This window comes from Paenibacillus caseinilyticus (genome assembly GCF_027533645.1).
GTDB lineage: Bacteria > Bacillota > Bacilli > Paenibacillales > NBRC-103111 > Paenibacillus_G > Paenibacillus_G caseinilyticus.
This window is the reverse complement of sequence record NZ_JAQAGY010000003.1, coordinates 149,542-163,338: the sequence shown is the minus strand read 5'-3', so window position 1 is coordinate 163,338 and position 13,797 is coordinate 149,542. Positions and strand designations below refer to the sequence as shown.

Below are 13,797 nucleotides of genomic sequence, written 5' to 3'. Positions count from 1 at the left end.
AGGGAGGGGAGCCGGAGCCGGAGAGGATAGGCTGCGTATGCTGCAGCGTGTCACGGCCCGCCTCATCCGCCGCCCTTATGCCGTTCCCTCGCTCGGCGCAAGCCAGGCGCGCCCGTTTCGTTTCAATACATCCACGGGCAGCTCGAAGAACTCTGTCAAAGGGCCGGCCGTCAGCAGGGCCCCGGTCGGTCCTGCCGCGAATACTTCCCCTCTCCGCAGAAGCAGCGTATGCGAGAAGAGGGGGAGTATTTCTTCTGTGTGATGCGTGACATACAAGAGCGTAGGGGCCTCGTTGCCTGCCGCCAGTGCTTCCACCGCGGAGAGTAGGTTCTCCCGGGCGAAGAGATCGAGCCCGTTGCAGGGCTCGTCCAGGATCAGGAGGCGGGGGGAGGCCATCAGCGCCCGGGCGATAAGCACCTTCTGCTTCTCTCCTTGGGAGCAGGTCTGGTAAGGCCGTCCGTAGAGATGGCGGCATCCGAGCTGTTCCATAAGCGCATGCGCCTTGTGCACATCCTCTTCCTCCGGCCGGTCATAGAGCCCGATGGTGGCGTATTTGCCGCTGAGCACGACGGCCTCGGTGTTGTCGCTGGCGTACAGCTTCTCCTGCAGAGAGGAGCTGACCCAGCCGATCGAGCGCCGCAGCTCCCGGAGATCGACATTCCCGTACGTTTCCCCGAGCACCTCGATGCTCCCCTTCGTAGGCCAAGTATAGCCGCAGATCATGTTCAGCAGCGTTGTTTTGCCGGAGCCGTTGAGGCCCAGCAGGGCCCAGTGTTCCCCGCGCCGCACCTCCCAGTCAATCCCTCCGAGCAGTTCCCTGCCCTCTCTTACATAACGCACGCCCCGGATCCGCAGGGCATAGTTGTCCTCCGATGCTTCTTCGTGCCGTTCGTGCATGATTGCTCATCTCCTACGCTTATGGTGGTGTAGCACAAAAGCCCTCCCTCCGGTCTGTACGGAAGGGGGGCGATGCCCGGAAGAAGGCGGACTGGAAGCCGTCCGTTCTGGTACGGGGCCTTCCAGTCGGAGAAGGAAAGGGCTCCGTACCGCCCGGGTCGCGGCCCGGACAGCAAGACAGGACGCCTTCCATCCCTTCGTTCTTACCCGGCGGGATTCCTTGAACTTTTAAATTTGCTGCGGGTCGATGAGCTCCGTAAAGTGGACCGTAGCGGCCCCATCGCTGTCATAGCCGGCGGTACTGACCCAGACATGGGGATGGGGGCCGTTATCGAAATAGTGCTGAAGCACGCGGCGGAAAATAAAAGGAATCGTCCGGTCCATGACCTTCGCCCGCGGAATCCAGTGCAGCTCGCCCTCTTCTGTGAGGTTCAGGTTTCTTCTCTTGGTCTGTGCGGTATAGATGAACTGCTGTCTCACTTCCTGCTCGTTCAGCCGGATCAGGATATACTGCAGGCGGAGATTCTCGATATCCTCAGGAAGAAGGCCGGTCTCCTCCTGAATCTCCCGGAGCACGGCGGTCTCAGGGTCGTTGATCTCGTGGGGTTCGAGATGGCCTCCGACGGCGGCCCACAGGCCGGGCGACAAGGTGCGGTTCGGCGACCGCTTCATCATCAGAAGATCCCCTTCGTGAAACAAAACAGCAGTAGCGAGCATCCGGGCGCGAATCATGACATTCTCTCCTTTGCGGCTCATGTTCCATTTACAACTTTAACACATTTTATTGGAGAAAGCCTATTGCTACCATGGCAAAGACTGCGTTATAATGTCCACTAAGGAAAAACAATCGTCTACGTAGAGAGGACGGTTTCAGTGCCGGACAAAGAGACTTCAGAGTGGAATCCCCATGGCATGGAACGTTACTACCTGGTACGTCAGGACATCCTGCCCGAGGCGCTGATCAAGACGGTGCAAGCCAAAGAGCTGCTCGCCCGCGGGGAAGTGAAGACGGTGCACGAGGCTGTAGAGCAGGTGGAGCTGAGCCGCAGCGCTTTCTATAAGTACAAGGACGGCATCTTCCCGCTGAGCAAGCTTGACCGGGAGAGGATCATTACGATCTCGATCGATCTGGAGCACCGCTCCGGCATTCTATCGAAGGTTCTGACGATGATCGCCGGCCTTGAAGGTAACGTGCTTACGATACACCAGAGCATCCCGCTTCAAGGTGTCGCGAACGTCGTGATCTCCGTAGAAACTTCCGTCATGAACGAGACGGTGACCTCGCTGCTCGAGAAGCTGCGCAGCCAGGATGGCGTAAGCCGGGCAGGACTCGTAGGACAGGGATAATACACAGAATTTCAGTTGCAGGAGGAAGATCATGAAGAAGATTAATGTAGGACTGCTCGGTCTTGGAACCGTTGGAACCGGGGTAGTCCGGATTGTGGAGAACCACCAGAACGATCTGCACAGCCAGTCGGGCTCGGCAATCGAGATCACGAAGATCCTGGTGCAGGACAAGAATAAGGCCCGCGGGATCAGCGTGCCGCCGCACCTGCTCACGGATAACGCTTGGGATGTCGTGGAGAACCCGGATATCCATGTGATCGTAGAAGTCATGGGCGGCATCGAGCCCGCCAAACAGCTCATTCTCACAGGTCTCGAACGCGGCAAGCATATCGTGACGGCGAACAAGGATCTCATGGCGCTTCACGGGCCCGAGATTATGGCCAAAGCGGCGGAGAAGGGCTGCGACGTATTCTATGAAGCGGCCGTGGCGGGCGGCATTCCGATTATCCGTACGCTGACGGACAGCTTCGCTTCCGACCGCATCACGAAGATCATGGGCATCGTCAACGGGACGACGAACTTCATCCTGACGAAGATGAGCCAGGAGGGCGCGGATTATGCCGAAGTGCTGAAGGAAGCCCAGGCGCTCGGTTACGCCGAAGCGGACCCGACCTCCGATGTGGAAGGCTACGATGCGGCGCGTAAAATGACGATTCTCAGCACGCTCGGCTTCCGGGCGGAAGTGGCGCTGGGTGACGTATCTGTGAAGGGGATTTCGCAGATTTCCAAAGAGGACATCGCATATGGCAAGCGGCTTGGTTACGAAGTGAAGCTGCTCGGCATCGCGGAGCGCCAGGATGAGCATATCTCTATCTCGGTACAGCCGACGATGGTGAAGAAATCCCATCCGCTCGCTTCGGTCAACGGCGTGTTCAATGCCGTCTATGTGCACGGCGAAGCCGTAGGCGAAACGATGTTCTACGGAGCAGGAGCGGGTGAGCTGCCTACCGCCACTTCGATTGTGGCCGACCTCGTGGCCGTTGTGCGCAACCTGAACCTTGATATCGTCGGCCGGCGCGGATTCGTGCCATACAAGGAGAAGAAGCTGAAGACCGACGAACAGATCGCATCGAAGAACTTCATCCTCCTGCATGTAGAGGACAAGGCGGGCGTTCTGGCCCAGATTACGCAAGTATTCGCCGAGCACGGCGTGTCGCTCGAATCGGTGCTGCAGCATCCGAATGCGGTGAACCCGTTCGCCGAGATCATCATCATTACGCATGACGCCAATAAAGCGGCTGTGAACAAAGTGCTGGAGCAGTTCGGTTCGATGGATTCCGTCAAGTCAATCAAGAGCGTGTACCGGGTGGAGGGCTAACAGCCATCGGGTAGCATATAAGAATAGGGGAGCAGTTAGAGTGGAGAACGGCAAAATGAAAGTACGCGTACGGGTTCCCGCTTCCACGGCCAATCTCGGGCCCGGGTTCGATACGCTCGGCATGGCACTGAATCTGTATGCGTGGATCGATATCGCCCTTGCGGAGCGGACTTCCATCCGCTTGATCGGCGAAGGCATGCCTGGTGTGCCGACAGACAAGAACAACCTGATCTACAAGGTGGCGCAGTCGGTGTTCAAGCGGGCAGGCGTCTCCCATCCCGAGCTGGAGATCGCGATGTACAGCGATATCCCGCTGACGCGGGGCCTCGGCAGCAGCGCCTCGGCGATCGTCGGCGCGCTGGCCGGCGCCAATGCCCTGATCGGCAGCCCGCTCAGCGACGACGAGCTGTTCCAGATGGCGACGGAGCTCGAAGCGCATCCGGACAACGTCGGCGCGTCGCTCTTCGGCGGCGTGGTCGTCGCGTTCTGGGACGGGAAGCGGGCCGAGCATATCCGCGTCGAGCCCCACGAACAGCTGGAAGTGCTGGTAGCCATCCCGCACTTCCAGCTCTCAACCGAGAAGGCGCGGGGGGTGCTGCCGCGCCAGCAGAGTCTGGAGAATGCCGTCTTCAACGTCGGCCACTCCTCGGTCCTGGTCGCCGCCTTCTGCACCGGGCGGCTCGATATGATCCCGCGCGCGATGAAAGACGCGCTGCATCAGCCGTTCCGGGCTCCGCTGGTGCCCGGTCTGGCCGCCATCCTCGCCGAGGCGACGGAGCACGGCGCCCTGGGCGTAGCCCTGAGCGGAGCGGGTCCGACGATCTTCACGCTCGTCGACCGTTCGAGCTCCCGCAAGGCGGAGCTGGAAGCTTATCTGAAGGAGACGCTGCGGCAGGAAGGCATCGAGTGCACGACCTTGTGGCTGAATCCGGAGCCGCAGGGCGTCACGGCCTCTAGCGTACCGTCCGGCGATGATCTGGCCGATTGGGTGAAGTCCCTGCAGAGCGGGGTGGGCGCATGAAGAAAGTCGCCCTTCTCGGTCCCGGGACGTATACCGAAGAATCGGCTCTGTACTATCTGGGCCGGGAAGCGTTCGAGTTCGTGAACTATAAGCTCATTCCCGATGTATTCGGTTCAACGGAGCAGGGGCGGACTGATTACAGCGTGATCCCGATCGAGAATACGTTCGAGGGCTCGGTCTCCCTGCATGTCGATACGCTGGTGCATGAAGTGGATCTGCCGATCCAGGCCGAATGGGTATACCCCATCTCGATCAATCTGCTTAGGCTGCCGGGAGAAGAGGGCGAGGATCTTGCGGACGCCTGCTCCCGGATTCGCAAGGTGTACTCCCATGGGGTCACCTTGGCCCAGTGCCAGCAGTTCCTCCGGCAGTATCTGCCCCATGTGGAGCTCGAGCCCGTAGGGAGCAACGGCGAAGCGGCCCGGCTTGTCCGGGAGACGGAAGATCCGTCAGTCGCGGCGCTTGCCCCGCTGGGAGCAGGTGATCTGTACCGACTGCAGACGCTGGCGGCCGGGGTGCAGGACCACCAGAACAACTTTACCCGTTTCGTGCTCGTCGGTCCCGAAGCGCCCAAGCTCCGGGAGGCCGAGAGGACGAAGACGACCATCCTGGTGACACTGCCGGAGGATTACCCGGGGGCGCTCCATCAGGTACTGTCCGCGTTCGCTTGGCGCCGCATCAACTTGTCGAAGATCGAATCGAGGCCTACGAAGAAGAAGCTCGGCAGCTATTTCTTTTATATCGATATCGAGGAATCCCTCGATACGGTCCTGCTGCCTGCGGCCTTCCAGGAGATCGAGGCCATCGGGTGCCAGGTGCGCATCATGGGCTGCTATCCCGTGTTCGAGTACCGCGGCCCGGCTTCGCTCTCCTAGAGAGGCCGAGAGCACGTTCGTTACTATAGGAGGAAGAGTCCGCGCTTTTGCGGGCTCTTTTTGCATTGGGCCACGGAGGTGATACAGGGCGGGACAAACCGGGTAAATGGGGATACCCTTCGCTCCGCGGGAGCAGGGGAAGCGAATCTATCGCAGAGGGGACTGGTATGGGAATGGACAGTGAATTGATTCTGCGACTCGGGTTTGCCCTGTTCCTCGGACTGCTCATCGGGATCGACAGGGAGCTTCGCCAGAAGCCGCTCGGCATGAAGACGAGCATGGTCATTGCGGTTGGAAGCTGCCTGATTACGATCGTTTCTATTTATTCCGTCGACAAATTCAGCATCGACGGCCGCACCCAGATGGACCCGATGCGGCTGGCGGCCCAGATCGTAAGCGGCATCGGCTTCATTGGGGCGGGCGCCATTCTGCGGCGCAGCAACGACGTCATCAGCGGGCTGACGACGGCCGCCATGGTCTGGGCGTCCGCAGCGCTCGGCATTGCCGCAGGGGCGGGATTCTACAAGGAGGCGTTCACGGCGGTGGCTATGATCATGCTCGCCGTGAACTTGTTCCCCGTCGTGGTGAAGCTCCTCGGTCCCCGGCGCCTGCGGGAGAAATACGTCTCGGTGAAGGTGGAAGCGCTGGGCAGCGAGGAATTAAGCGGGCTGGTGGCCTATATGGACAGCGAATACGGATTGAAGCATCTGAAGATCAAGGATATCGAGGGAGACCGGCAGCGCGTGCATTTTTATGTCGTTGCTCCCGCTACCCGCAGCACGACCGCCATGTATTACAATATCAAGCGGCTGAAGCAGGTGCTCCACGTCGAAGTGGAGGACGTCAGCCCCTAGCAGACGAGAGAGCGGGGGATCGTGAACGGGAGACCTTGAGCGGGGGACCGTGAGTGGGAGATAAAAGCAGGGGGATAGTACCGTATGCGGGCGCCGGAGCATCTCCGGCTTCTTGGCATGCCTGCCGCGAGGCGGAGAAGGCAGAGAGAGAGAGGGTGCGGGGCAAGGGACAAGGAGCTGCGCAAAGCCTTGCCTCCCAAGGCAAGGACGGGCTGCAGGGAGCCGGCGACCGGGGGTAGAGCGGCAGGCGGGCGGGATTTTTTCGCGGCGGGATGGTCATATGCCTAGGTTGCTGCATAAACTGTAATGTCATTTGGTTATGGTGCTCCAGGGGCAGCCTGGTCGTCCAGGGTTGTACGGCCTCCCGGAATAGGGAGGCAGACAGGGCACCATACATAGCGAAGCGCAGCCGGGCTGATGGACTTCCGCAAACCGAAGGAGGTTACCGCATTGAAGATTCATATTGTGAAGAATGGCGATTCGCTCTACGCGCTCTCTCAAAAATACAACGTGGAGCTGGAGAAGCTGATTGCCGCCAATCCCCAGATTGCCGACCCCAATGAGCTGATGGTGGGGGCCAAGGTGAAGATTCCCCTGGCACCGAAGCCGATCGACCCGCCCTCCGACTATCTTTACAAGCATGTGGTCTCGCAAGGGGATACGCTCTGGAAGCTGGGGAAAGCATGGAGTATTCCCTTGTCGGATATGGTGGCGGCCAACCCGCATCTCAAAAATCCGAACGTGCTGATGACCGGCGATGTCGTGTATATTCCGAAGATGAAACCCGAAGGGGCGGAGAATGCCGGCCATCCGAAGAAGGATACCTCGGTCATTACGCCCGAAGCGCCTCTTCCCGTCGAAGCGGCGCCGATCTCGGAAGTGCCGCTTGCGCCGAATCTCGAACTGCCGGAGCTGCCGAACGTGCCATCACCGGCAGCCGAAGCGCCCGCGGTAGAAGCACCGGCTCCGATGCCCAATGAGAACGCCATGCCGTCGTACGAAGCGCCTGCGGTAGAAGCGCCGGCTCCGATGCCCAATGAGAACGCCATGCCGTCGTACGAAGCGCCTGCGGTAGAAGCACCGGCTCCGATGCCCAACGCGAACGCGGGCGTACTGCCGTCGTATGACATGATGCCGCAGCCGAACGCGGGCGTGCTGCCGTCGTACGACATGATGCCGCAGCCGAACGCGGGCGTGCTGCCGTCGTACGATATGATGCCGCAGCCGAATGCGGGCGTGCTGCCGTCGTACGACATGATGCCGCAGCCGAATGCGGGCGTGCTGCCGTCGTACGACATGATGCCGCAGCCGAATGCGGGCGTGCTGCCGTCATACGACATGATGCCGCAGCCGAATGCGGGCGTGCTGCCAGCGTACGATGCGCCGCAGCCGAATTGGGGAGCGATCGACTTCGGCGTGCCGCAGGCGTCCATGCACCCTTTCGAACAGTTTCAGATGCCTGCTGCCGAGGTGATGGCTGCGCCTCACGGCAAGGGCAAAGAGAATGACTGGCATGAGCCCGAGCTGCCGAATGCTCCTTTTCCCTTCGACCTTGAGCCTGCTGCCGAGCTGCCCTTCTATTCGGCGCCCCAGTCCGGCTTCCCGGGCTATCCGCAGGCCGTTGAACCATGGGCGGCTCCGGCCGGAGACTGCGGCTGCGGCGGGACCTTGAATCTGCCCTACGCTCTTCCGCAGGAGGGGTTCCCTCCCGTACCCCCGGTGCCGGATGCGGCGTTCCCGGCGTACTATGGGCTTCCGCCCGTACCTTCGTACGAACCGTATGCCGCCCAACCCTTCGGCTATGGCGCTGGGCCGATGCATGGCGCTCCGTTCCCGTGCATCGACCCTTACGCCCACCTTCCGGGCTACCCCGGTCTCGCACCCTTCCCTCCCCAGTGGGCCGGACCGGCGGCGGAGCTGCCGTATAACTTCGAAGCCCCTTTCGGGCACCCGGAAGAGCATCTGCCGAAGGACGGGAAGAGCAAAGGCAAGAAGGGCAAAGGCAGCGCCGAGCTGCCGGCCGCCAAAGGAAAACGGGGTGAGGAACGGGCGGTCATCGCGCAGAGCACAGGCGCTGCTGCGGTCCGCGAGGTAGAGCTGGAGGATGTGGTGGAAGAGGGCGCCCGGGCGAAGGCTGCGGCCAAACCGGCTCCTGCGCCGAAACGGCGCTCCCGTGAGAGCCAGGCGCGTGCCGCTCTTGCAGCGCTCATCGAGCGGAGCAACCGCCGTTCGCAGCGTGCCGAATCGAGCCGCAAAGCGAGGCCCTGGCTGAACGATTAAGCACGGGCGAAGCGGAGGCATGCGGGGAGCCTGACTGCCGGCAGGGCCCAGGCCTGTTCTGGGGGGAGGAGCCGTGGATAGGGCGCGCAGCTCCTTCCCCCGGAACTTTCGGGACTGCCAATGCATGCCAAAACAGCCTGAAGCGGAGGAGGGTCCGTTTCAGGCTGTTTTGGCATGGCATTCGAGACAGGAAGAGAGGGAGGCCTCCCTTAGAATTTGATGCCGAGCACATGATCGAACGGGATGAATCCGATATCCCGGCTGTCCCGGCTGTTGTTCCGGTTGTCTCCCATGACGAAGATGTGGCCTTCGGGCACAGTCCATGTACGCTCTTCGCGGATCTGCATGGTCCCGTTGATATACGGTTCCACCAGCGCGGTTCCGTTGCGGTACACTTTGGCATCCTTCAGCTCAATGACGTCGCCCGGCTTGCCGATGACGCGCTTGACGTACATGTTCGGATCTTCGTTGCCCAGGACCAGACGGAGCAGCGGGTGCTCCAGCACGTCGTCCTTCAGCGTCCGATCCCGTTCGACGCGCGAGTCGATAATTACGATATCACCGTATTCCGGCTCGCTGCGGAACGTGTGCGACAGCTTCGAAACATAGATGCGCTGTTCGTTGTGGAGCGTGGGATCCATGGAATGGCCGAGCACCTTGGTCGGCTGGAATACGAACATCCCGATGGCCAGGGTGAGGACAAAAGCTGCGGCAAGGGAACGGATCCAAGCCCACACTTCTTTGACGATTGGATGCAATGGAATCATACCTTCCTTCCTGTGACGATAAGTCATGAATGGGATTATCCTTCAAGTATACATACCGAACGTATAAACGTCGATCCCTGTGGCAAATATAGTAAAAAAGCTGCCATAGACAGAAGGGGATCGCATGATACTTCTTAACTTCTGGAACCAACTCAAGAAGCAATGGAAAAAAAAGCTGCGCTCGCAGCGCAGATGGCTGGGACTGGCCTTGATCCTGCTGGCGGCGGGTTTGTTCGGAGCGGGGGCTTGGATAATGGGCCTGCGGACGCTGCCGGGGCTGACGCCCGAGCGGCCGGCGGACCGCGCGGTATTCTCCCGCGGAGTGCAGCAGCCAAAACAGCAGGAGAACGAGGTGCGCGGGCTCGTGAAGGGGATCGACGGACAGAGGGAAGCTTTTGCCAAGAAGGCTTATGTATGCGGCGAAGAGCTGCAGCGGATCGGGATGATGAGTTCGTCGGATATTCTGAGCTATTACAAAGATCATCCGGCCCTGACCGTCTCCGTGAAACCGGACGGAACGGTGCTGTTCACGGAGGAAGTGGACGACCTCTCGCCGCAGTGCAAGGACAACGCCTACTTCGGTCTCGATGCCAAAGGGAATCTCTCCCTGTTCGGCGGCTTGCCGGCGGCCGGCGGGGAAGAGAACGTGATCCGTACGTTCTTCCAGCTCAATATTCAATACCTGGAGAGCAGTCTGCCCCGCGAAACGGTGAAGCAGCTGTACCAGGGTATCCGCGTGCGGGATCTCGACGACTATAACAGCGTGCTCTCCACCCTCAGCGACTTTGCGGTGGAAGAAACCGAGAAGGTCATGCAGGTGCAGCCCGGGTCGTAAGTCCAAAAAGGTGAAGATGAGGCGGACCGGCCTACGTGGCCGGTCCGTTTGCTTGTGTCCGCCCGCGCCCGAGTCGAACGGTGTCTTATCCTCCCGCACCTATGGCGCTGGCGGCGAAGTCTGATATAATGGGGAAAAGCTGGCGTGCTGCGGCTCCCCGGGAGGGACGGCAGAACATCGTCCGGAAGGGTGAGAACAACCATGGATACGGGAGCGCACTGCCTGCTGCACAAAGCCTGCAGCCGATGCGGGAAGACCAAATATTACCTTCAATTTCCGACCAAGGGCGTCAAACGCTCGAAGAATGGATCGAGAAAAAACATATGCCGTACTTGTACCCGCCGAAAATCGAAGGCCAGGCTGATGCCGGCTGCGGACGGCGCGGTTATGGGCGAATTGACGGCGATTCAGCAAGCGCTTCCCGTCCAGGGGGGCGCCGCCGTGCCGGGTCCGGCTGCCGCAGCCGGGACGATGACGGCGCCTGTGCCGCCCAGGCCGGCGGCCCCTGCCGCAGAGGCTTCCGCACCGGCCGGGCAGGACGGGCCGGCGCCCGCCTCATCGTCCGGGAGGGCGGCAGAGACGGGGCAGGCCGTACGGGTGCCGCGCAATACGGCATCGCCTGTGCATGTGCCGCCTGCCCGCAGGAAGCCGGGGGCCGGCCGTCTGCTGCGGCAGGACCGCGACGGCCTCATCCGGATGAAGGGCCGCAGCAATAACGGCAAACGATGGATGCAGGATATCGACTGGGCGCTGGCGGTGCTGCTGGTTGAAGAGCGGGCAGCTGTCGTGCTGACGCCCTATATGATCCGCAGACTGTACAGCAACGACGATTTTCGGGTCATGATCCTGGAGCGGGACCGCTACATCTGCCGGTACTGCGGCGAATACGGAGACACGATCGATCACATCGTTCCGCGGGCCAAGGGCGGGCACACGACGCCCGTCAACTGCGTCTGTTCCTGCTACGCCTGCAACCAGAGCAAGGCGGACCAGGATGCGGACGAGTTCATGAAGGGGCCGCGCGAGCGGCAGAAGGTGTAGCCGTGCGGAGGGTCCCGCAGGCTGGCGACGGAAGCGTCTAACGATGAGCTGAAGCGGATACAACGGGGCAGCCGGCACAGGGCGGGGCCCCGTTTTTTGCGGGCAAGGAAGGAAGAAGCGGGGCGGCTGCGTCCCAAAACCGTATTCATCCGGGGGAGAATCTGCTATAATGAAATGAATACATATGTTCGGGATGCCTATGTTCCCGGAACGGTGCGGATGGGGGAGTTGGGCTTGCGCGTTTTGGGGATCGACCCGGGCATTGCCATCGTGGGATTCGGTTTTATTGATAAACAGGGGCACAAGCTCGTGCCGGTACAGTACGGATGTATCCAGACAGAGGCGCATACGTCGGACAGCCTGAGGCTGCGCCAGGTCTACGAAGCGACCGTGCAGCTCATAGACAAATACAAACCCGATGCGGTTGCGATCGAGAAGCTGTTCTTCAACCGCAACGTGACGACGGCCATGATCGTCAGCCAGGCGCGGGGGGTGCTCATGCTGGCGGCCGAGCAGAAGGGCCTGCCCATCGCGGAATATACTCCGATGCAGGTGAAGCAGGCAATCGTGGGTTACGGCAAGGCGGAGAAGAAGCAGGTGCAGGAGATGGTGAAGCTGTTCCTTCACCTCTCCGCCGTGCCGAAGCCCGATGACGTGGCGGATGCCCTTGCGGTGGCGATCTGCCATGCGCATTCCTCGGCCCTACAACAACAATTGAACGGAGCATACAAACGATGATCGACTTTTTGAGAGGCCCTGTCGTATTCCGCGATACGGAGTATGTCGTTCTGGATGTGAACGGCGTGGGGTACCGCGTTTTCTGTGCCAACCCTTACGGGGTTGCGCCTTCCAAGGACGGACGGGGCGGCGGGGATGTGACGATGTACATCCACTACCACGTCCGCGAGGACGCGCACCTGCTCTTCGGCTTCACGACCCGGGAGGAGCAGTCGCTGTTCCGGCTGCTGCTCGATGTATCCGGGATCGGGCCGAAGGTCGCGATCGGGGTGCTGGCCGGCGGGAAGCCCGAGACGATTGCGGGAGCCATCCGGCAGGAGAATCTTACGTTCCTGACGAAGCTGCCGGGCATCGGCAAGAAGACGGCGCAGCGGATGGTGCTCGACCTGAAGGATAAGCTCGGGGCCATCACTGGCGGATTGGACGAGGGGCTGTTCGCACCCAGCGAACCGCTCTCCGTGCAGGAAGGCATGGGGGTATGGGGCGAAGCCAAAGCGGCGCTCATGGCGCTCGGCTATACGGAGGCGGAGGCCGACCGGGCCGGCAGTGCCATCAAGAGCAAGCTGAAGGGCGGCGAGACGGCGGATGCCGTCATCAAGCTGGCGCTGCAGGCGTTGTTCCAGGATTCGATGATGAGGTAAGAACGGCGGAATCCGGCGGACCGCCGGCAGGTCTCCTTGGGAGCCTACCGGAGGCTTTGCGGGAATTCTGCTTTTTATAGGGGTAAGGGAAGAGAAAGGAGCGTGTCTTATGGATGACCGGATCATCTCCGCCCATCTGATGATGGAGGACCAGGTAGCGGAATTCAGCCTGCGTCCCCGGTACTTGGCCGAGTATATCGGCCAGGCGCAGGCGAAGGAAAACTTGAAGGTATATATCGAGGCGGCGAAGATGCGCAGGGAGGCTCTCGATCATGTGCTGCTGTACGGACCGCCGGGTCTCGGCAAAACAACGCTCTCGAATATCATCGCCAACGAGCTGGGCGTCAATCTGCGTACGACCTCGGGACCTGCGATCGAGCGTCCCGGAGACCTCGCAGCTATCCTGACGAACCTGCAGGCGAACGATGTGCTCTTCATCGACGAGATCCACCGCCTGCACCGGACGGTGGAGGAAGTGCTGTACCCGGCGATGGAGGATTATGCGCTCGATATTATCATCGGCAAGGGACCGAGCGCCCGTTCGGTACGGCTTGACCTTCCGCCGTTCACGCTGGTGGGGGCGACGACCCGGGTCGGGCTGCTCTCCGCTCCGCTGCGCGACCGCTTCGGGGTCGTCAGCCGGCTCGAATACTATACGGTCGACGAGCTCACCTATATTGTATCGCGTACGGCGGACCTGCTGCAGGTGAGCATTGTGGGGGAAGCTGCCCGCGAGATCGGCATGCGCTCGAGAGGTACGCCGCGGATTGCGAACCGGCTGTTGAAGCGGGTGCGGGATTTTGCACAGGTGAAGGGCGACGGTGTCATCACGCAGGAGATTACACAGGCGGCGCTGATGAGCATCCAGGTCGATCCGCTCGGGCTCGATGAGATTGACCACAAGATGCTGCGGGCGATCATCCTCAGCTTCCAGGGGGGGCCTGTCGGTCTTGATACCATCGCGGCATCGATCGGCGAAGAAAGCCAGACGATCGAGGACGTCTACGAACCGTATCTGCTCCAGATCGGCTTCCTGCAGCGTACGCCGCGGGGGCGGATGATTACGGCCAGTGCGTGCCAGCACCTGGGGCTTCCTATGCCGAGCCGCTCCTAGAGCAGGAGGCAGGAGTACGATGCGGGAGCGGGGAATTGTTATTTTACTGGAACAATTTCTACGGAATCA

15 protein-coding genes are annotated in these 13,797 nt (G+C 61.0%); 12 read left to right on the top strand and 3 right to left on the bottom strand.

The features are described 5' to 3' along the window. Nucleotides 1–75: 75 nt before the first annotated feature. Both O9H32_RS06255 and O9H32_RS06250 read right to left on the bottom strand, forming a co-directional pair. Complete coding sequence (locus O9H32_RS06255; RefSeq protein ID WP_269865026.1) at nt 76–897, bottom strand: ABC transporter ATP-binding protein; 822 nt, start codon at nt 895–897, stop codon at nt 76–78. Between the two features lie 228 nt (nt 898–1,125). Further along, the gene (locus O9H32_RS06250; RefSeq protein WP_269865025.1) at nt 1,126–1,629 is read right to left on the bottom strand and encodes an NUDIX domain-containing protein; all 504 of its coding nucleotides are present in this window, start codon (nt 1,627–1,629) and stop codon (nt 1,126–1,128) included. Between the two features lie 180 nt (nt 1,630–1,809). Here O9H32_RS06250 and O9H32_RS06245 point away from each other — a divergent pair, with 180 nt between their 5' ends. The 7 genes from O9H32_RS06245 (at nt 1,810) to O9H32_RS06215 (ending at nt 8,592) form a co-directional block, all read left to right on the top strand. Further along, nucleotides 1,810–2,244: an ACT domain-containing protein gene (locus O9H32_RS06245; RefSeq protein WP_269865023.1), complete on the top strand. Its 435-nt coding sequence runs from the start codon at nt 1,810–1,812 to the stop codon at nt 2,242–2,244. A gap of 31 nt (nt 2,245–2,275) precedes the next feature. Beyond that, the gene (locus tag O9H32_RS06240) at nt 2,276–3,562 is read left to right on the top strand and encodes a homoserine dehydrogenase (protein ID WP_269865021.1); all 1,287 of its coding nucleotides are present in this window, start codon (nt 2,276–2,278) and stop codon (nt 3,560–3,562) included. Between the two features lie 55 nt (nt 3,563–3,617). Continuing rightward, nucleotides 3,618–4,583, top strand: a complete 966-nt coding sequence (gene thrB, locus O9H32_RS06235; protein ID WP_269865020.1) for a homoserine kinase — start codon at nt 3,618–3,620, stop codon at nt 4,581–4,583. Further along, nucleotides 4,580–5,458, top strand: coding sequence for a prephenate dehydratase (pheA, locus tag O9H32_RS06230; RefSeq protein WP_269865019.1), 879 nt, complete (start codon nt 4,580–4,582; stop codon nt 5,456–5,458). Before thrB ends, pheA begins: the two co-directional genes overlap by 4 nt. Nucleotides 5,459–5,631: 173 nt before the next feature. Then, the gene (locus O9H32_RS06225) at nt 5,632–6,312 is read left to right on the top strand and encodes an MgtC/SapB family protein (protein ID WP_269865394.1); all 681 of its coding nucleotides are present in this window, start codon (nt 5,632–5,634) and stop codon (nt 6,310–6,312) included. A gap of 53 nt (nt 6,313–6,365) precedes the next feature. Further along, nucleotides 6,366–6,551: a hypothetical protein gene (locus O9H32_RS06220; protein ID WP_269865018.1), complete on the top strand. Its 186-nt coding sequence runs from the start codon at nt 6,366–6,368 to the stop codon at nt 6,549–6,551. Between the two features lie 211 nt (nt 6,552–6,762). Beyond that, nucleotides 6,763–8,592, top strand: coding sequence for a LysM peptidoglycan-binding domain-containing protein (locus tag O9H32_RS06215; RefSeq protein ID WP_269865017.1), 1,830 nt, complete (start codon nt 6,763–6,765; stop codon nt 8,590–8,592). A 209-nt stretch (nt 8,593–8,801) separates the two neighbouring features. Here O9H32_RS06215 and lepB read toward each other — a convergent pair whose 3' ends face one another. Next, entirely contained in the window at nt 8,802–9,359 is a 558-nt protein-coding gene (gene lepB, locus O9H32_RS06210) for a signal peptidase I (protein ID WP_269865016.1), read from the bottom strand. Nucleotides 9,360–9,483: 124 nt separating this feature from the next. Between lepB and O9H32_RS06205 the strand changes: the two genes are divergently transcribed. The 5 genes from O9H32_RS06205 to ruvB all read left to right on the top strand — a co-directional run bounded on the left by O9H32_RS06205 (nt 9,484) and on the right by ruvB (nt 13,728). Further along, on the top strand, nt 9,484–10,194 hold the full coding sequence (locus O9H32_RS06205) for a BofC C-terminal domain-containing protein (RefSeq protein WP_269865015.1): 711 nt from the start codon (nt 9,484–9,486) through the stop codon (nt 10,192–10,194). 201 nt (nt 10,195–10,395) lie between these two features. Further along, nucleotides 10,396–11,235, top strand: coding sequence for an HNH endonuclease (locus O9H32_RS06200; protein ID WP_269865014.1), 840 nt, complete (start codon nt 10,396–10,398; stop codon nt 11,233–11,235). A gap of 234 nt (nt 11,236–11,469) precedes the next feature. Next, nucleotides 11,470–11,973 (top strand): crossover junction endodeoxyribonuclease RuvC, encoded by a 504-nt coding sequence (gene ruvC / locus O9H32_RS06195; protein ID WP_269865393.1) that lies wholly within the window; start codon nt 11,470–11,472, stop codon nt 11,971–11,973. Beyond that, a complete protein-coding gene (gene ruvA, locus O9H32_RS06190) occupies nt 11,970–12,614 on the top strand; it encodes a Holliday junction branch migration protein RuvA (protein WP_269865013.1) in 645 nt (214 codons plus the stop codon). Before ruvC ends, ruvA begins: the two co-directional genes overlap by 4 nt. Before the next feature lie 109 nt (nt 12,615–12,723). Then, on the top strand, nt 12,724–13,728 hold the full coding sequence (gene ruvB / locus O9H32_RS06185; RefSeq protein WP_269865012.1) for a Holliday junction branch migration DNA helicase RuvB: 1,005 nt from the start codon (nt 12,724–12,726) through the stop codon (nt 13,726–13,728). Nucleotides 13,729–13,797: the final 69 nt, after the last annotated feature.